Origin of the sequence: Kitasatospora sp. NPDC090091 (assembly GCF_044747365.1) — a bacterium.
Taxonomy (GTDB): domain Bacteria; phylum Actinomycetota; class Actinomycetes; order Streptomycetales; family Streptomycetaceae; genus Kitasatospora.
Genome location: NZ_JBIVDY010000017.1, coordinates 82,004 through 99,130 on the forward strand (window position 1 = coordinate 82,004; position 17,127 = coordinate 99,130).

Below are 17,127 nucleotides of genomic sequence, written 5' to 3' on the forward strand. Positions count from 1 at the left end.
GGGACAGCAGGGCTGCACGGGCAGCGCTGTCGCAGCACCGGTGCCTCGGCAGGCCTGCGTCAGCAGGGCTGCATCGCGGCGGGGGCGGTGTCTCGGGACCTCAGTAGAGCAACGGCCTTCTCCTGTTCCGGCGGGGGTGGCAGGGATCACGCTACGAAGGCCGGCCGGCGTCCGCAACGGGTTTTTCGGCGCGCTTCGCGTGCCGATCACGTGCCGATCCGGTGACAGCCGCGTTCCGGTCCGGTCCGGGTGTAAGGACGCCTTTATCCGCATGGCAGACTCCTCCTGCCGTACCTGCGGGCCCGGGCGGTCCCGGGCCGTACGGCGCTCATCCACAGGGGGAATTGAACTCATGTCACCGATATCCCGGACGACGCGTGCCGCGCTGGGCGCCTCGGTCGTCGCGCTGACGATGGTGGTCGCGACGGCGTGCGGGCCGGACAACGACCCGGCCGGGGCCCAGACCGCGGCTCCCACCGCCGCCGTCACCAGCACCGACAAGCCGGGCGCCGCCCCGATCAAGCTGCCCAGCCTGGACGAGCTGAAGAAGTGGAAGTTCGAGGACTGGGAGAAGTTCGCCCAGCAGAACGTGATCACTCCGGCCGTGAAGGGCTACTGGGACCTCCAGAAGATCCTGAAGGCCAAGCCGTCCAAGCCCGGTCCGGGCAACCAGCCCTCGGCGCAGCCCACCGCCCAGCCGACCGGTTCGGCGCCCGCGCAGCCCACCGCCCAGCCGCCGGCGGACAACGGCAACGACCCGCTGCCGAAGCTGGTCGAGATGAAGCCGCTGCCGCACCCGTTCGCCAAGAACCTCCACGTGAACGGCAAGCTGTTCTTCCAGGACGGCAACCAGGAGTACGTCTGCTCCGGCACCGTGGTCTCCGACCCGGCCAACCCCGGCAAGAGCAACCTGGTCTGGACCGCCAGCCACTGCCTGCACGGCGGCAAGGGCGGCAAGTCCCACACCAACATCGTCTTCGCCCCGGCGTTCAACAGCACCGGCGCGCTGAGTGGCGGCAAGCAGGCCTCGCTGGCGCAGGCCGAGCCGTACGGCGAGTGGGGCGCGGTCGCCGGCATCATCTCCCCGACCTGGGCGGGCGAGGCCGACGCCGAGTACGGCGGCGCGTGGAGCCAGTACGACTTCGGCATCATCAAGGTGGCCAACCCGGACGGCAGCAACAAGTCGCTGGAGGAGGTCGTCGGCGGCTCGGTGCCGGTCTGGTTCAACGCCCCGCGTGACCAGATCACCGCCGTGAGCAGCTACGGCTACCCGGCCGGCAAGCCCTTCGACGGCATGGAGCTGGACCGCTGCGAGGCCGGCAAGCCGGTCCGCCACACCATCGACCCGAGCCGCCCGGCGATGCTCACCATCGGCTGCAACGGCACCGGCGGCGACAGCGGCGGCGGCTGGTTCGCGGTGAAGGACGGCAAGCAGGTGCTGGTCTCGGACACCTCCATCGGGGGCAACGACAACACCTGGGAGGCCGGCCCGTACCTGGACGACGTCGCCCAGCACGCGCTGGAGTACATCTCCAAGAAGACCAAGTGATCCCGGGCACGTCCTGAGGACGCGGGGGCCGCAGCCGACCGGCTGCGGCCCCCGCGCCGTTCCCCGCCCGGTCCCCGCGCTCCCGGCCTCGTCCCCCGCTCTCCTAGAATCGGGGGCATCATGAGCGCCACACTCGTAGTCAAGGACCTCAGCGCCGGCCACGGCGACCGCACCCTCTTCTCCGGCCTGGACCTGGTCGTCGCCCCCGGCGACGTGATCGGGCTGGTCGGGGTGAACGGCGCCGGCAAGTCGACCCTGCTGCGGCTGCTCGCCGGACTGGACACCCCCGAGGGCGGCTCGCTGCGGCTCAGCCCGGCGAGCGCCAACATCGGCCACCTGCCGCAGGAGCCGGAGCGCCGCGAGGGCGAGTCGGTCCGGCAGTTCCTGGCCCGCCGGACCGGTGTGGCCGCCGCGCAGGCGGCGCTGGACGAGGCCACCGAGGGCCTGGTCGAGGGCCGCCCCGGCGCCGACGACGCCTACGCGGCGAGCCTGGACCGCTGGCTGGACCTGGGCGGCGCCGACCTGGAGGAGCGCGCCGAGGAGGTCGCCGACTCGCTCGGGCTGAAGGTCTCGCTGGACCTGCCGATGACCGCGCTCTCCGGCGGCCAGGCCGCCCGGGCCGGCCTCGCCTCGCTGCTGCTCTCCCGCTACGACGTCTTCCTGCTCGACGAGCCGACCAACGACCTCGACCTGGACGGCCTGGAGCGGCTGGAGGCCTTCGTCAAGGGCCTGCGCGCCGGCACCGTGCTGATCAGCCACGACCGCGAGTTCCTGGCCCGCACCGTCACCCGGGTGCTGGAGCTGGACCTCGCCCAGCAGCAGGTCAACCTGTACGGCGGCGGTTACGAGGCGTACCTGGAGGAGCGCGCGGTGGCCCGCCGGCACGCCCGCGAGGACTACGAGGAGTACGCCGACACCAAGGCCTCGCTGGAGGCCCGGGCCCGGATGCAGCGCGGCTGGATGGAGCACGGCGTGCGCAACGCCCGCCGCAAGTCGAGCGACAACGACAAGATCGGGCGCGCGATGCGCGCCGAGTCCACCGAGAAGCAGGCCTCCAAGGCCCGGCAGACCCAGCGGATGATCGAGCGGCTGGACGTGGTCGAGGAGCCCCGCAAGGAGTGGGAGCTGCGGATGGAGATCGCCACCGCACCGCGCTCCGGCGCCGTGGTCGCGACCCTGCGCGGGGCTGCCGCCCGGCGCGGGGACTTCGCCTTCGGCCCGGTGGACCTGCAGATCGACTGGGCCGACCGGGTCGCCATCACCGGCGGCAACGGCGCGGGCAAGTCCACCCTGCTGGCCGCGCTGCTCGGGCGGCTCGAACTGGACGCCGGCAGCGCCGTGCTGGGCTCCGGCGTGGTGGTCGGCGAGGTCGACCAGGCACGGGGCCTCTTCCTCGGCGGCGAGCCGCTGGCGGACGCCTTCGCCGCCGCGGTCCCGGAGTTCACGCCGGAGGAGGTGCGCACCCTGCTGGCCAAGTTCGGGCTGAAGGCGGCGCACGTGCTGCGCCCGGCCGCCACCCTCTCGCCCGGCGAGCGCACCCGGGCGGCGCTGGCGCTGCTCCAGGCCCGCGGGGTGAACCTGCTGGTGCTGGACGAGCCCACCAACCACCTGGACCTGCCCGCCATCGAGCAGTTGGAGTCCGCGCTCTCCTCGTACACCGGCACGCTGCTGCTGGTCACGCACGACCGGCGGATGCTGGACACGGTGGCGGTGAACCGGCGGATCGAGGTCCGGGACGGGCGCGTCCACGAGAGCTGAACCACCGCGGCGGGCGCTGCCCGGCCGCCGGGCGGTCCGGAATTGGTCTCGACCTCTTCCCGGACCGCCCGTCATGTGCTGTGCTGTCGGCCATGGTTGACAGCACAGCGGCGGCCGGCACCTCGTACCCGAGCGTCCCGCACCGCCCGATGACGGTGCCCGCCCACGAGGCGGAGGCCCGCAGCAGGTCCTTCCACGACGTGATGGCGCAGCGCCGGACCGTCCGCGACTACTCGACCGCGCCGATCCCGGACGGCGTGCTGGAGTGGGCGGTGCGCACCGCCGGCACCGCGCCCAGCGGCGCGCACGTCCAGCCCTGGCGGTTCGTGGTGATCACCGACCCGGCGCGCAAGCGGCGGCTGCGCGAGGCCGCCGAGGCGGAGGAGCGCGAGTTCTACGCGCACCGGGCGTCCGAGGAGTGGCTGGCGGCGCTGGCGCCGATCGGCACCGACTGGCAGAAGCCCTTCCTGGAGGACGCGCCCGCGGTGATCGTCGTCTTCGAGGTGCACAAGGGCCCGGAGTCGCCGCGCCCGTACTACACCAAGGAGTCGGTCGGCATCGCGGTCGGCCTGCTGCTCGCCTCGCTGCACCAGGCCGGGCTGGCGACGCTGACCCACACGCCGAGCCCGATGAAGTTCCTCAACGAGGTGTGCGACCGGCCGGCCGAGGAACGGGCCGCCTACGTCATCCCGGTCGGCTACCCGGCGGACGGCGCGCGCGTCCCCGATCTACGGCGCAAGGCGCTCGACGACGTGCTGGTTCGCCTCTGACGCGCCCCGGGGCGGCGCCCGCGCTCCGGCGGTTCGCCGGTGGTCGCTTGACCGGACCACGACGATAATCGCCGCCATGAGCCAACCCACGCCACGGTCCTGCGAGAACGTCCCCGGCCGCGCCGCCCGGACCGGCGCCGGCGGTCCCCCGGCGCGGACGCGCAGACCGGGCGAGGCCTCCCCCGGCCGTCCGCCGGAGCTGCTGCAGCTGGCCGGGGGCATCTCCCTGCACCGGCGCTCGGTCACGCACGCGGCCGCGCTCAACGCCGCCGTCCGGGCCAACCTGGAGCACCTGCGCCCCTGGCTGGAGTGGGCCGCCGCGGCGCCCAGCCCGGCCCAGACCGCGGAGCTGGCGCGGGCCGGCTCGGCCGCCTGGGACGCCGGCACCGACTTCATCTACCTGGTCGGCCTGGACTCCCGGCCCGGCAGCGTGATCGGCTCCTTCGGCCTGCACGGCCGGATCGGGCCCGGCGCGCTGGAGATCGGCTACTGGGTGAGCGCCGAGCACGTCGGCCGGGGCATCGCGACCACCGCCGCCGAGGCGCTGACCGCGGCCGCCCTCGCCCTGCCCGGCATCGAACGGGTGGAGATCCACTGCGACCAGGCCAACGGCGCCAGCGCCGCGGTGCCGCGCAAGCTCGGCTTCCGGCTCGACCGGACCGCCGACGCGGCCGTGCGGGCGCCGGGCGAGACCGGGCGCCAGCAGATCTGGGTCAAGGAGCGCTGAGCGGGGTGCGGGTCGGCAGCGGCAGCCCGCCGGTGCCGACCCGCACCGCCCCCCGCGCCGCGTGGTGCCCGCCCCGCACCGGACGTCCGCCGCTCAGTACCGGTCGCCAGTCAGTACCGGTCGCCGGTCGGGGCCGGCAGCGCGTCCAGCTCGGCCAGGTCGGCCGCCGACAGCACCACGTCCACCGCGGCCGCGTTGTCGACCAGGTAGCGCGGCGTCCTGGTGCCCGGGATCGGCAGGACGTACCGGCCCTGGGCCAGCACCCAGGCCAGCGCCACCTGCGCGGGCGTCGCCCCGACCCGGGCGGCGACCCCCTTCACCTTCGCCACCAGCGCCAGGTTGGCCCTGAGCGCGTCCTGCTGGAAGCGCGGCAGCGACCGCCGGAAGTCGTCCTCGGGCAGCTCGTCGAACGAGGAGATGCCACCGGTCAGGAAGCCCCGGCCGAGCGGCGAGAACGGCAGGAAGGCGATCCCCTGCGCCTCGGTGTACGGCAGCACCTCGGCCAGCGAGTCCCGGGTCCAGAGCGACAGTTCGTTCTGGACCGAGGCCACCGGGTGCACCGCCTGCGCCCGCTCGATCTGCTCGACCGTCACCTCGGAGAGCCCGATCCGGCGCGCCTTGCCGGCCCGGACGGCCTCGGCGAGCGCGCCCCAGGTCTCCTCGATCGGCACCTCCGGGTCCACCCGGTGCAGCTGGTAGAGGTCCACGTGGTCGGTGCCGAGGCGGCGCAGGCTCTCGTCGATCGCGCGCCGGACGTGCTCCGGCCGGCCGTCGTTGTCCGCCCGCTTGCCCTCGGTGCCCGGCACCAGGCCGACCTTGGTGGCCAGGAACGCCCGCTCCCGGTACGGACCGGCCAGCGCCGCGCCGACGACCTCCTCGTTGTCGTACGGGCCGTAGATGTCGGCGGTGTCGATCAGGGTGACGCCGAGGTCCAGCGCCTGCCGGATCACCCGCACCGAGGCCTCGTCGTCACGGTTGCCGGGGTCGTAGGCCCAGGTCATCCCCATGCAGCCGAGACCGATGGCGCCGACCTCGGGGCCGTGGCTGCCGAAAGTGGTGGTACGCATGGCGGTTCTCCGTTCGTGTGGCGGAACGCGCGGAAGGCGCAGGGAAGGTGCGACCGGCGCCTTGGTCCGCGCAGTCGATCAACAAGATCCACCCTCCACCTTCGAGTGCACTCAAGGTCAAGTCCGCTCCGCCGGAACCCCTTCGGGCCACTGCCGCCGGCCGTCGCCCGCCACCGGTCCGGCGAGGGCGTCGGGCCCGGAACCATGGTCGGCGTCACCCCGATGATCGGCGAGAACGACGACCACAAGGTCTACGACCAGGCGGACGCCCGGCGGCCGGTCGCCGCCCTCTCCGTCCGGGGTCCACCCCGTCAATAATGTGATCTCACTGCTCCGGCGCGGCCGGTACAGTCCTGCCCACTGCCCCGGGCGCGCGCAGACAGCGGCCCCCGGCAGGCCACGGTCCCGTGGCGGAGCGACCGCGCGCCGCCCCGGACAGGGCCCGGGCGCTCGCGCAGCGGTCCGCCTCCGGTCGGGACCACCGCAGCAGCGCACGAGGGGGCGGACATGACGGTCCGGACGGACCCGAGCACGGACTCGGACACGACGCACGAGGGCACCGCCGGGGAGGACGAGGTCACCACCGAGGAGCTGGCCGCGTTCGGCCGCACCCTCGGCCGCCTGCGCGCCCTGCCCGCCGACAGCGCGGTCCGGCAGCACGCCGAACGACAGCTGCACTCCTACGTCCGCGAGAGCCGCAAGCGCCGCCGCCAGGGCGCCGTCGACGAGGCCCGGCAGGCCGACGCCGAACTGCTCGCCGCCACCGCCACCGGTGCCCACAACCGGCGCGAGGACGCCCCGCTCCACGAGCGCGGCCCCGCGCCCCTCGGCGAGCTCCGACTGGGCCGCCGCTGCTACGTCTGCAAGCGGCCCTACCACCGGGTGGACGCGTTCTACCACATGCTCTGCCCCGCCTGCGCGGCCGACAACACCGCCCGCCGCGCCCTGGCCACCGACCTCCGCGGCCGCCGCGCGCTGCTCACCGGCGGCCGGGTGAAGATCGGCTTCCAGCTCGCCCTGATGATGCTGCGCGACGGCGCCGAGCTGATCGTCACCAGCCGGTTCCCGCACGACACCGTCCGCCGGTTCCGCGCCGCGCCGGGCTCCGCCGGCTGGTGGGACCGCCTCACCGTGGTCGGCATCGACCTGCGCGACCCGCGCCAGGTGCTCGGCCTCACCGAGCGGCTCCGCGCCGACGGACGGACGCTGGACATCCTGGTCAACAACGCGGCGCAGACCCTGCGCCGCCCGCCCGAGTCCTACGCCCGGCTGGCCGCGGGCGAGCAGGCCGCACTGCCCGCCGGCGACGCCGCCGCCGTGGTGCACGCACCCGGGTTCCGGCCGATGCCCGCGCTCGCCCCGGCCTGGCCGGTCACCGAACTCGCCGCGCCACCGGCCCCGTTGACGACCGGGACCGGGCCCGTCGACGAGGCCGGGCTGCTGCCCGACCTCGCGCCCGAGAACTCCTGGTCCGCCCGGCTGGGAGAGCTCGACCCCAGCGAGGTGCTGGAGACCCAGCTGGTCAACGCCGTCGCGCCCGCGCTGCTCTGCGACCGGCTGCTCCCGCTGCTGCTCGCCTCGCCGCACCCGCGCCGGTACATCGTCAACGTCACCGCGGTGGAGGGCCGGTTCGCCGTCCGCAACAAGACCGGCGGCCACCCGCACACCAACATGGCCAAGGCCGCGCTCAACATGCTCACCCGCACCAGCGCCGCGGAACTCGCTGCCCGGGGCGTGCACATGTGCGCGGTCGACACCGGCTGGATCACCGACGAGAACCCGGCCCCCAAGAAGGCCCGTCTGGCGGCCGCCGGTTTCCGCACCCCGCTCGACATCGTCGACGGCGCGGCCCGCGTCTACGACCCGATCGTCCGCGGCGAGGCCGGCGCGCCGGTCTCCGGGGTCTTCCTCAAGGACTACCGGGAGGCAGCCTGGTGACGGCCGCCTCCCCGCCCTAGGAGCACCAGAACAGGAACTGCGTGCAGGTGGGCGTGGGCTTGGGGGCCGGGGTGGTCGGGGAAGGCGGGGTGGTGGCCGGGGTCGTGCTCGGCACGGGCCGGGAGGGCGGCGCCGAGCCCTGGGCGCCCGGCTCCGGCGCCTGGGTGGTCTCCGGCCCGGCCGGTGCAGCGCCGCCCTTGGACGTGGCGGCGGCGGACGCCGAGGCCGAGGCCGAGGCCGATCGGGACGCGGTGGTCGGGCGGGCGCTGGGCCGCTGGGTGGCCGGGGCGGCCGAGGTCGCGCTCGGGCTCGGCACGCCGGTGGGCGTGGTCGACCCCAGGGCCGGGCCGCGCTGCGGCTGCACGGTGGCCGGGTGGCCGGCACCCGGCTCGGACGGCACCGCCTCCGAGCCGTTGGCGGCCAGGGCCGCCGCCCCGAGTCCCACCACGGCCAGGCCCACCACGGAGACCACCAGCCGCCCCGGACGGCGGGCGGCCCGCCGTCCGCCGCGCCGGGCGACGGGCCGCCCGCCGGACCGCTCGGAGGCCGGGGGCACCGGCCGCGGCTCGGCGGGCGCCCGGCGCGCGCCCGCCACGCGGCCCTCCGGGGCCGGGGGCACCGCCTGGTCCGGTCCGGTCGCGAGAGCCCCGCAGCCGGGGCAGGCCAGCGCGCCGTTGAGGTGGCGGCGGCAGGGTGCGCAGTAGTCCATGTGATCTTCCCGTACTGCCGGAGTGCCGGGCCCTCGCCGGCCCTCGCCGGTCGTCGTCCTTCGCCGCCGGCGCCGCGCACGCCGTCGTGCGCATGCGGAGCCTAGGCAGCACACCTGTGGGGATTCCACACCTCGCGGTGAGGCTTCTGGAGAGATGCCGTGTCCCCCGCGGGTCGCCCGGGCCGGGGCCCGCCCCGTGGATCAGCCCGGATCCGTGCCACCCGGAGCAGGTGCCGCGGGCCGGACGTCCGGTCGAATCGCCGCACAACTGGCTTAACACACACCCCAGTTGGCCGCGATGATGACGAGAGTGCAGTCGATCGGTCACGGGCCGGTCGCGGTTCCGGCCCCTGCGGTTCCGTGCGGCGGCGGCCGGGTACCCGGGGGAGGGAACCGGGCCCAGGGGGTGGGCCGGGGTCGAAGGGGGAAGGTCATGCCGCTCTTCTGCCGCCTGTGCGGCACCCGTACCGACGGCGTCGAGCGGCTCGGCGTCTACTGCCCCGGCGAGCGGTGCGGGACCGACCTGCGGGCAGGCCTGGGCGCGGCCGTGCAGGCCTGGTGCGAGCCTGCCCGGCGGCTCGGCGAGGCGGGCCGGACGGTCGCGGTGCACCTGGTCGTCCGCAACGCCGGCACCGTGAGCACCGGCTACCACGTCGAACCGGTCGAGCCGGTCGAGGGACGGCTGGACTACGACCGGTCCGCGGTCGCGGCGCCGCTGGCGCCCGGGCAGACCCGGCAGGTCGAGCTGCGCCACACCCTCCCGTTCGACCGGATCGGCGCAGGGCTCGACATCGCCTCGCTCTTCGGCGTGCCCGGCGCCGACCTGGCCGGCCAGGTGCAGGGGGCCCGGAGCGAGCGCTTCGGGGTCGCGCTGCGGGTGGTCGCCACCTCGGGCGGGCTGGGCGCCGCCTGCGCCGCCTTCGCGGTGGACGTCCCGGGCCGCATCGACCTCGATCTCGACCTCGACGGCGCGCCCGACGGCGACCGCGGCAACCGGCAGGACCGCCCGGACGGCTCCGGCGGGTCGGACGGGCCCGGTTCGTCCGCCCGCCCGGGTGCCGGCGGCGGCCGGCCCCGGCCCGGCCCGCACCAGCCCCCCGGCTGGTCCCCCGCCCACCAGCCGACCCGGCCGGCCCGCCGGTCCGGCGGCTGCGGGCCGCTGGCCGTCGTGCTGATCGTCCTCCTGGTCCTGGCCGTCCTGGCCGCCGTCCTGCTCGGCCTCGGCCGCCGCAGCGACGGCGACAGCAGCGGCAGGCCCGCCCCCACCGCGTCCGCAGCACCGTCCCCGACCGCGGAGCCCAGCACGGTCCGGCCCACGACCGGCTCCACCAAGCCCGCGCCGTCCCCGACGCGCACGCGCCCGACCACGTCGCCGGCCACCAGCCCGGCGGCGACGACGGTCGCCGTGCCCAATCTGGTCGGCCTCGACCAGGAGGCCGCCGCGCAGAAGCTGCTGGCGCTCGGGCTCGCCGTCGACGGGGACTACGTGGAGAGCAACGGCGTCCCGGAGCTCCAGATCATCAGCACGGAGCCCAAGGCGGGCGCCAAGGTGGCTCCCGGCAGCAAGGTGTTCCTCCACATCTCGGACGGCAGGGCGACGGTCCCCGATGTCGCCGGCAAGACCCAGGCCCAGGCCGAACAGGCCCTCAGGGACCACCACTTCACCAACATCACGGTCTCCACCGAGCCGTCCACCAGCACGGCCGCCGGCCTGGCCACCCGCACCGACCCGGTGAAGGGGCGGTCGGTCGGCCTCAAGACCCCCATCACGCTCTGGATCGCCTACCGGCCGACGCCACTCTGAAGCGCCCGAATCCACGGCCCCGCGGAAATGCCGAACCGCAGAGCCGGGCAACCGCCGCCATCCGCACCCCGCCGCACCCCTGGGCAAACCCGCACGGCGTGCCGACAATGAGCATGCCACTCGCCCCTCCCGTCCGCCCACGCCCAACGGGGGTACCACGCCGTGCCTTTGACCACGCCCGCAGCAACGATGAGCCGCCGCACCTTCACCCGCGCCGCCCTGCTGGGCGCCCTCGCCGCCGCCGGTGCAGGCCTGACCGCCCGCCCCGCCGCGGCCGCCACCGTCCCGGCCGGGAGCGACTGGCTGGCCGCGGTCGACCCGCAGGCCTCCCTCGCCCGGCTCACCCTCCCGGGCACCCACGACACCTGCTCGCTCTACGGCGGACCCCTGACGCAGACCCAGAACCTCGCACTCCCCGACCAGTTGGCCGCGGGAGTGCGCTTCCTCGACATCCGCTGCCGGGCGATCGACGGGGTGCTGGCGATCCACCACGGGCCGGTCTTCCAGAAGATCTTCTTCGGCGACGTGCTCAACCAGTGCCTGGCCTTCCTCGCCGGCCACCCCGGCGAAACCCTGGCGATGCGGGTCAGACAGGAGTACTCGACCGTCTCCGACGCGGAGTTCGGCGCACTCTTCGCCGGCTACCAGCAGCGCTGGCCCGGCCTGTTCTGGACCGGCGGCGAAGTCCCCCGGCTCGGCGAGGTCCGCGGCCGGGTGGTCCTGCTCGCCGACAACTCCGGCCTGCCCGGCCTGAGATGGGGCGGTTCCCACACCGACATCGAGGACGACTACGACATCGGCACCGTATTCGAGCTCAACTCCCGCAAGTGGCCGGAGGTTTCCGCACACCTGGACGCCGCCCGCGCCGCCACCGATCCGCAGCGGCTCTTCCTCACCTTCACCTCCAGCTCCGGCTGGGGGCTCTGGCCGCGCCAGGCCGCCGACGCGATCACCCCCAAGCTGCGCGGCTACCTCGACCGCCTGGACCGGTCCGCCCGGCCGGTGCTGGGCACCGTCCCGATGGACTTCGTCACCGCGGACCTGGTGCGCTCGCTCTACGCGCTCAACTTCGGCGGCTGACCGGGCGGGCGGACAGAGGAGCGGGCGGGCCCCGGACCGCGTCCGGGGCCCGCCCGCTCAGCGGCTGGACACCGGACTCAGGCCTTCTTCCGCAGCACCATGAACTGGTCCTGCTTGAGCAGGTCCATGCTGTAGCGGAGGGTGCCGTCCGGCAGCATCATGACCACGCTGTAGTTGATGTCGCCGAGCTTGCACTTGTCGCCGCCCGAGGCCTTGGTCACCATGGACGTGTAGGTGGCCTTGCTCTCCTCGGCGGTGCTGAGCGTCCAGAGGGCCTCGCACCAGGTGCCGGCGTTGGCCGTCTCCGTGCGCATCCTGCTCTTCGGTTCGCTCGGCGCCGACTGGTCGATGGTGAGGGTGACCGTGGTGACGTCCCCGTTGGCCGTCTTGCGCTCGCCGACCCACGTCCCGAGGAACTTCGCGGGGACGCTGCCCGACCCCGGATAGACCGCGGACCCGCCGGGCTCGGACTCGTCGTCGGTCGGCTCGGGGCTGTCCGAGGCCGGGCCTTCGGTTGCCGACCTGCCCGGCGCCGGGGCGGACGCCGGGCCGGAGGCACCCGCCCCCGGGACGGGGCGCGCCGGGTCCGACGCGGCGGCGGAACCGCCGGTCTGCCGGTCCTTGTCCTGCAGCTCCTGGAACAGCAGGAATCCACCGCCGGACAGCAGCACACCGGCCAGCACGGCCGCCACCACGCCGAACCCCCGGCCGCGCCGCGGCGGCGGGTGCACCGCGTGGGCCGGCGCCGTGGCCGGAGCCGACGGCGGTGCGGTCGGGAACGGCGTCGGGGTCGAGGTCGGGGTCGGGAACGGCGGTGGGGTCGCGAACGGGGTGGTCGGGAACGGAGTCGTCGGGTGCGGGGTCGGCGTCGACGTCTGCTCGTACGGCCCTCCTCCCGGCGACGGGCCGAAGCCCGGCGGCATCGCCGGGGGCGGCGCAACCGGCCTGGTCGCCGCCGTCGGAGCCGCCGCAGCGGCACCCTCGCCCTCCGCCGCCTCCCCCTCCAGGTCCAGCAACTGCACGGCGCTGCGCCCGACCGCCGCCGCCAGCGCGCGCGGCAGCCAGTCCCCGCGCCCCAGCCGGGCCGAGGCCGAGCCGTCACCGTCCAGCAGCTCCCGCAGCCGGTCCGGCGTGGGCCGGGCGGCCGGGTCCTTGGCCAGGCAGTCCCGGACGACGGAGAGCAGCGGGCCCTCCAGCCCGGAGAGGTCCGGCTCCTCGTGCAGCACCCGGTAGAGCAGGACCGCCGCGCTCACCCGGGAGCCGAACGGCATCGTGCCCGTCGCCGCGTACGCGAGCACGGCGCCGAGCGAGAACACGTCGCCGGGCGGTCCCGCAGGCCGGCCGTGGGCCTGCTCGGGGGACATGAAGCCGGGCGAGCCGACCACGAAACCGGACTGGGTGAGCGCGGTGGTGGCGTCCAGGGCGCGGGCGATGCCGAAGTCGATCAGCCGCGGTCCGTCCAGGGTCAGCAGCACGTTCGACGGCTTGACGTCCCGGTGCACCAGTCCGAGCCCGTGCACATGGGCGAGCGCCTCGGCCAGGCCGACCCCCAGGGTCCGCACGGCCGGCTCGGGCAGCGGCCCGAACTCCTGCACGGCGGCGGCGAGCGCGGGCCCGGCCACGTAGCCGGTGGCCACCCAGGGGTGCCCGCTCTCGGTGTCGGCGTCCAGGACCGGTGCCGTCCAGGCCCCGCCGACCCGTCTGGCCGCCGCGACCTCCTGCCGGAACCGGGCCCGGAATTCGGTGTCCCCGGCCAGGTCGGGGCGGACCACCTTGACGGCCACCGTGCGCCCGCCCTGGGTCCGCCCCAGATAGACCCGGCCCATCCCGCCCGCGCCGAGCTGCCGCAGCAACCGGTACTCGCCCACCTGCCGCGGATCGTCCGCTGCCAGCGGCTGCATGTCCACGCTCCCCTCGACGCCCGACGCGACATCCGCGCCCCACGCGCCCTGGAGCAGACGCTATCGGTCCCGACCCGATCGCGGGTGGGATCAAGGTCACGGAATCGTCGTCAGACCATCACCGGGCCGCCGCGAACGGAGCCGTGGCAGGCACTTGTCGCCGCGTCAGGCCGCACTGCGCGGGCTCGGGCGCCGCCCGGACGCCCCTCGGGCCCCGCCCGGACGCCGCTCAGGCCCCGCTCAGGCCCCGCTCCGCCGGAGCATCTCCTCGCGCTCCACCACCTTGACCCGCTCGCGGCCCTCCGCCGCGCCGAGCGCCCGCTCGTGCCCGTCGAGCCGGTGCCAGCCCTCCCAGGTGGTGTAACGGACGCCCTGCTCGCGCAGGTGGGCGACGACCGTCCCGGGGTCGGGGTCGACGGCGCCCGGCAGGCGGCCGCCGGCGTGGTCGGCGAGCAGGCAGGCCACGGTCTCGTTGGCGTCGCCCTTGGTGTGGCCGATGAGGCCGACCGGGCCGCGCTTGATCCAGCCCGTGACGTAGGTGGCGCTCTGGTGCGAGCCGTCGGCGGCGAGCACGCGGCCGGCCTCGTTGGGGACGGTGCCGGAGACCGGGTCGAAGGGCAGCTTGGGCAGTTCGTCGGAGTAGTAGCCCACGGCCCGGTAGACGGCCTGCACGTCCCAGTCGGTGAAGCGGCCCGTCCCCCGGACGTTCCCGGTGCCGTCGAGCTCGGTGCGCTCGGTGCGCAGCCCGACCACCCGGCCGTCCTCGCCGAGCACCTCGACCGGGGACTCGAAGAAGTGCAGGTGGATCCGGTGCGGGCGGTCGCCCACGTCGCGGATCGCCCAGTTCTCCAGGGTGGCGGCGACCATGTCGACGTGCTTGGCGGCCCGGCGCTCGGCGATCGAGCCCGCGTCGTACTCGATGTCCTCGGGGGAGACGACGACCTCGATGGTCGGGGAGTGGTCGAGCTCGCGCAACTCCATCGGGCTGAACTTGGCCTGGGCGGGGCCGCGGCGGCCGAAGACGTGCACCTCGCGGGCCCGGTTGCGGGCCAGGCCGGCGTGGACGTTGGGCGGGATCTCGGTGGACAGCAGCTCGTCGGCGGTCTTGGCCAGGATGCGGGCCACGTCCAGGGCGACGTTGCCCACGCCCAGCACCGCGACCTTCTCCGCCTCCAGCGGCCAGCTCCGGGCGACGTCGGGGTGCCCGTCGTACCAGGAGACGAAGTCCGCGGCGCCGTGGGAGCCGTCCAGCCCGATGCCGGGCAGGTCCAGCGCCCGGTCGGCCGTGGCACCGGTGGCGAACACGACGGCGTCGTAGAACCGGTGCAGGTCGTCCAGGGTGAGGTCGCCCGGGTGGTCGACGTTGCCGAAGAGGCGGACCTGCGGCTTGTCCAGGACCTGGTGCAGCGCGGTGACGATGCCCTTGATCCGCGGGTGGTCGGGCGCCACGCCGTAGCGGATCAGCCCGAAGGGGGCGGGCATCCGCTCGAAGAGGTCGATGGAGACCCCGGGGGCCTCGGCGGCGTCGGACTTCAGCAGGGCGTCTGCGGCGTAGATGCCGGCGGGGCCGGCGCCGACGATCGCCACACGGATCGGGCGGGACATGGTGGAGCGCTCCTCCGGGGTGGCGTGGGGCTGCGGACGGTTGAAGCAAATCCCGGCCCGGTGGGAGGCAGTAGGGGCGGTGGCCCTATGACCTCATAGAGCGGCCCTATGGGTGCGGCGGGAATTCCCCCGCCCGCAGCGAGCGCACCCCGGCCCGGGCGACCGGGCCCGCCAGCAGGCCGGCCCCCGCACCGAGGGCGAGGCCGAGCAGGCTGTCCAGCACGTCCTGCGCGGTGCAGGCGTGGCCGATGCCGGGCAGCGCGTACTGGACGGCCTCGACCGCGAACGGCAGCGCCGTCGCGCCCAGCAGGACGGCGGCGGCCCGGGCCCGAGTGCCGGCGAGCGCCGCCGCGAGGCCGATCGGGACGAAGAGCGCCACGTCCAGGCTGGTGGGGTTGACCGTGGTGAACTCGCGCAGCGGCCGGAGGCCGAAGCCGGTCAGCTCGCAGTGACGCGCGGCCCGGCGGGAGTAGGCCCAGAACGGTCCCCACGCGTCGGGCAGCAGGGTCAGCGTCACCAGCCCGCCGAGGGCGAGCAGCAGGACGAACGCCACCGCCCAGTGCGCACGCAGCCACCGCCCGACCACCCGGTTCAGCAGCGCGGCCGGCACCAGCGAGCAGAGCAGCCCGGGCCAGAACATCGGCATCGTGCCGAGGACAGCTTTGATCACGCCAGGACGGACGCGCTCGAACGCCCGCCGGTTCTGACCGCTCCGCGGCCGGCGCGCGGAGGCCGGCGGCCCGCACCGGCCCGGCCCCGGCCACGTCCCGACCCCGGCGCCGAACCCACCGCCCGACCGGACTCCAACTCCCGACCGGCACAGGGCATATCGGCAGACAATCAGCTATCTCGCTCGATCGAGCGAAGTATCCCCACGATCGGGATTTCCGCCGCCCGGCGGGGGAACATCGCCTCGTCCGCGCCCGTACGAACCAAGTCCGGGCGGCACCCGACTCCGGCCACTTGGATCAGCCCGTGACTACCTCCGCCCCCGTGTGGGACTGCCCCTTCGACCACACCGAAGGCCTGGAGTTCGACCCCCTCCTCAAGCGGCTGCTGACCGAGGAGCGGATCGCCAGGATCCGGCTGCCGCACGGCGAGGGCGAGGCCTGGCTGGCCACCCGGTACGAGGACGTCCGCGTCGTCACCACCGACCGGCGGTTCAGCCGGGCCGCCGGCATCGGCCGCGACCTGCCCCGGATGACGCCCGCGCCGATCGCCCAGGCCGAGGCGATCAACCTGATGGACCCGCCCGCCCACAACCGGCTGCGCCGACTCGTGGCCAAGGGGTTCACCAACCGGCAGGTCGAGCAGCTGCGCCCGCGGACGCAGCGCACCGTCGACGCGTACCTGGACGCCATGGAGGAGCACGGCGCCCCGGCCGACCTGGTGCACCACCTCTCCGGCCGGCTCCCGATGACCACCATCTGCGAGCTGCTCGACATCCCCGCGGAGGACCGCGCCGAACTCCGCGGCCACGCCGTCGCGATGATGGCGATGGGCCCCGGCAGCGGCGACGGCCAGGTGCGCGCCAAGGCCGCCCTGCGCGCCTACTTCACCGAGCTGACCGCCGCCCGGCGCCGCGACCCCGGGGACGACCTGATCAGCGCCCTCGCCACCGCCCGGGACGAGGAGGAGCTGCTGGACGACCAGGAGCTCGCCGTCATGGCCATGGTGCTGCTGGTCACCGGCCACGACACCAGCACCTACCAGATCGGCAACATCGCCTACACCCTGCTCACCCACCCCGAGCAGCTGGCGAAGCTCCGGGCCAGGCCCGAGGAACTACCGCGCGCGATCGAGGAGCTGCTCCGCTTCATCCCCTTCCGGCAGGGCGTCGGCATCGCCCGGGTCGCCACCGAGGACGTCGAGCTGGGCGGGGTGTCGATCCGGGCCGGCGAGGCCGTGCACGTCTCCTACCTGGCCGCCAACCGCGATCCGGCGGTGTTCGAGCGGCCCGACGAGCTGGACCTCGACCGCGGCACGGCCACCCACATGACCTTCGGCTACGGCACCCACCACTGCGCCGGCGCCCATCTGGCCCGGATGGAGCTCCAGGTCGCCATCGGCACGCTGCTGCGCCGCTTCCCCGGGCTGCGGCTCGCCGTGCCGCCGGCGGAGCTGGACTGGCGGACGGGCTCGATCTGGCGCTACCCGCGGACCCTGCCGGTCGCCTGGTGACGGCCTCCCCGCCGCGCCGTCCCGGCGCCCGCCCGACG

At 75.0% G+C, this 17,127-nt stretch carries 13 protein-coding genes; 8 read left to right on the forward strand and 5 right to left on the reverse strand.

What is annotated here, in order from left to right:
• Positions 1–352 precede the first annotated feature (352 nt).
• From ACIPSC_RS27460 to ACIPSC_RS27475, 4 genes are all read left to right on the forward strand, one after another.
• A complete protein-coding gene (locus tag ACIPSC_RS27460) occupies positions 353–1,549 on the forward strand; it encodes a hypothetical protein (RefSeq protein ID WP_400828825.1) in 1,197 nt (398 codons plus the stop codon).
• 120 nt (positions 1,550–1,669) lie between these two features.
• Complete coding sequence (locus ACIPSC_RS27465; RefSeq protein ID WP_400828827.1) at positions 1,670–3,307, forward strand: ABC-F family ATP-binding cassette domain-containing protein; 1,638 nt, start codon at positions 1,670–1,672, stop codon at positions 3,305–3,307.
• Positions 3,308–3,399: 92 nt separating this feature from the next.
• On the forward strand, positions 3,400–4,077 hold the full coding sequence (locus ACIPSC_RS27470; protein ID WP_400828829.1) for a nitroreductase family protein: 678 nt from the start codon (positions 3,400–3,402) through the stop codon (positions 4,075–4,077).
• A gap of 76 nt (positions 4,078–4,153) precedes the next feature.
• Positions 4,154–4,804 (forward strand): GNAT family N-acetyltransferase, encoded by a 651-nt coding sequence (locus ACIPSC_RS27475; protein WP_400828831.1) that lies wholly within the window; start codon positions 4,154–4,156, stop codon positions 4,802–4,804.
• A 110-nt stretch (positions 4,805–4,914) separates the two neighbouring features.
• Here the strand turns inward: ACIPSC_RS27475 and ACIPSC_RS27480 are convergent, their stop codons facing one another.
• On the reverse strand, positions 4,915–5,871 hold the full coding sequence (locus ACIPSC_RS27480; protein WP_400828833.1) for an aldo/keto reductase: 957 nt from the start codon (positions 5,869–5,871) through the stop codon (positions 4,915–4,917).
• A 507-nt stretch (positions 5,872–6,378) separates the two neighbouring features.
• Between ACIPSC_RS27480 and ACIPSC_RS27485 the strand changes: the two genes are divergently transcribed.
• The gene (locus tag ACIPSC_RS27485; RefSeq protein ID WP_400828835.1) at positions 6,379–7,809 is read left to right on the forward strand and encodes an SDR family oxidoreductase; all 1,431 of its coding nucleotides are present in this window, start codon (positions 6,379–6,381) and stop codon (positions 7,807–7,809) included.
• A gap of 16 nt (positions 7,810–7,825) precedes the next feature.
• Here ACIPSC_RS27485 and ACIPSC_RS27490 read toward each other — a convergent pair whose 3' ends face one another.
• A complete protein-coding gene (locus tag ACIPSC_RS27490; protein WP_400828837.1) occupies positions 7,826–8,518 on the reverse strand; it encodes a hypothetical protein in 693 nt (230 codons plus the stop codon).
• Positions 8,519–8,951: 433 nt separating this feature from the next.
• On the opposite strand from ACIPSC_RS27490, the gene ACIPSC_RS27495 reads away from it, so the two are divergent.
• Together ACIPSC_RS27495 and ACIPSC_RS27500 are read left to right on the forward strand one after the other, a co-directional pair.
• Positions 8,952–10,322, forward strand: coding sequence for a PASTA domain-containing protein (locus ACIPSC_RS27495; RefSeq protein ID WP_400828839.1), 1,371 nt, complete (start codon positions 8,952–8,954; stop codon positions 10,320–10,322).
• 189 nt (positions 10,323–10,511) lie between these two features.
• Entirely contained in the window at positions 10,512–11,402 is an 891-nt protein-coding gene (locus tag ACIPSC_RS27500; protein ID WP_400828841.1) for a phosphatidylinositol-specific phospholipase C, read from the forward strand.
• 77 nt (positions 11,403–11,479) lie between these two features.
• On the opposite strand, the gene ACIPSC_RS27505 is transcribed toward ACIPSC_RS27500, so the two are convergent.
• From ACIPSC_RS27505 to ACIPSC_RS27515, 3 genes are all read right to left on the reverse strand, one after another.
• On the reverse strand, positions 11,480–13,303 hold the full coding sequence (locus ACIPSC_RS27505) for a protein kinase (protein WP_400828843.1): 1,824 nt from the start codon (positions 13,301–13,303) through the stop codon (positions 11,480–11,482).
• A 240-nt stretch (positions 13,304–13,543) separates the two neighbouring features.
• Complete coding sequence (locus ACIPSC_RS27510) at positions 13,544–14,908, reverse strand: FAD-dependent oxidoreductase (RefSeq protein ID WP_400828845.1); 1,365 nt, start codon at positions 14,906–14,908, stop codon at positions 13,544–13,546.
• A 106-nt stretch (positions 14,909–15,014) separates the two neighbouring features.
• Complete coding sequence (locus tag ACIPSC_RS27515) at positions 15,015–15,578, reverse strand: VanZ family protein (protein WP_400828847.1); 564 nt, start codon at positions 15,576–15,578, stop codon at positions 15,015–15,017.
• 305 nt (positions 15,579–15,883) lie between these two features.
• Here ACIPSC_RS27515 and ACIPSC_RS27520 point away from each other — a divergent pair, with 305 nt between their 5' ends.
• The gene (locus ACIPSC_RS27520) at positions 15,884–17,089 is read left to right on the forward strand and encodes a cytochrome P450 (RefSeq protein ID WP_400828849.1); all 1,206 of its coding nucleotides are present in this window, start codon (positions 15,884–15,886) and stop codon (positions 17,087–17,089) included.
• Positions 17,090–17,127 lie beyond the last annotated feature (38 nt).

What these genes read in the sequence shown, in the direction of transcription:
- ACIPSC_RS27475 (WP_400828831.1), top strand. Translation starts at nt 4,154, where the DNA reads ATGAGCCAACCCACGCCACGGTCCTGCGAGAACGTCCCCGGCCGCGCC.
- ACIPSC_RS27485 (WP_400828835.1), top strand. Translation starts at nt 6,379, where the DNA reads ATGACGGTCCGGACGGACCCGAGCACGGACTCGGACACGACGCACGAG.
- ACIPSC_RS27465 (WP_400828827.1), top strand. Translation starts at nt 1,670, where the DNA reads ATGAGCGCCACACTCGTAGTCAAGGACCTCAGCGCCGGCCACGGCGAC.
- ACIPSC_RS27500 (WP_400828841.1), top strand. Translation starts at nt 10,512, where the DNA reads ATGAGCCGCCGCACCTTCACCCGCGCCGCCCTGCTGGGCGCCCTCGCC.
- ACIPSC_RS27490 (WP_400828837.1), bottom strand. Translation starts at nt 8,518, where the DNA reads ATGGACTACTGCGCACCCTGCCGCCGCCACCTCAACGGCGCGCTGGCC.
- ACIPSC_RS27480 (WP_400828833.1), bottom strand. Translation starts at nt 5,871, where the DNA reads ATGCGTACCACCACTTTCGGCAGCCACGGCCCCGAGGTCGGCGCCATC.
- ACIPSC_RS27495 (WP_400828839.1), top strand. Translation starts at nt 8,952, where the DNA reads ATGCCGCTCTTCTGCCGCCTGTGCGGCACCCGTACCGACGGCGTCGAG.
- ACIPSC_RS27510 (WP_400828845.1), bottom strand. Translation starts at nt 14,908, where the DNA reads ATGTCCCGCCCGATCCGTGTGGCGATCGTCGGCGCCGGCCCCGCCGGC.
- ACIPSC_RS27460 (WP_400828825.1), top strand. Translation starts at nt 353, where the DNA reads ATGTCACCGATATCCCGGACGACGCGTGCCGCGCTGGGCGCCTCGGTC.
- ACIPSC_RS27470 (WP_400828829.1), top strand. Translation starts at nt 3,400, where the DNA reads ATGGTTGACAGCACAGCGGCGGCCGGCACCTCGTACCCGAGCGTCCCG.
- ACIPSC_RS27505 (WP_400828843.1), bottom strand. Translation starts at nt 13,303, where the DNA reads ATGCAGCCGCTGGCAGCGGACGATCCGCGGCAGGTGGGCGAGTACCGG.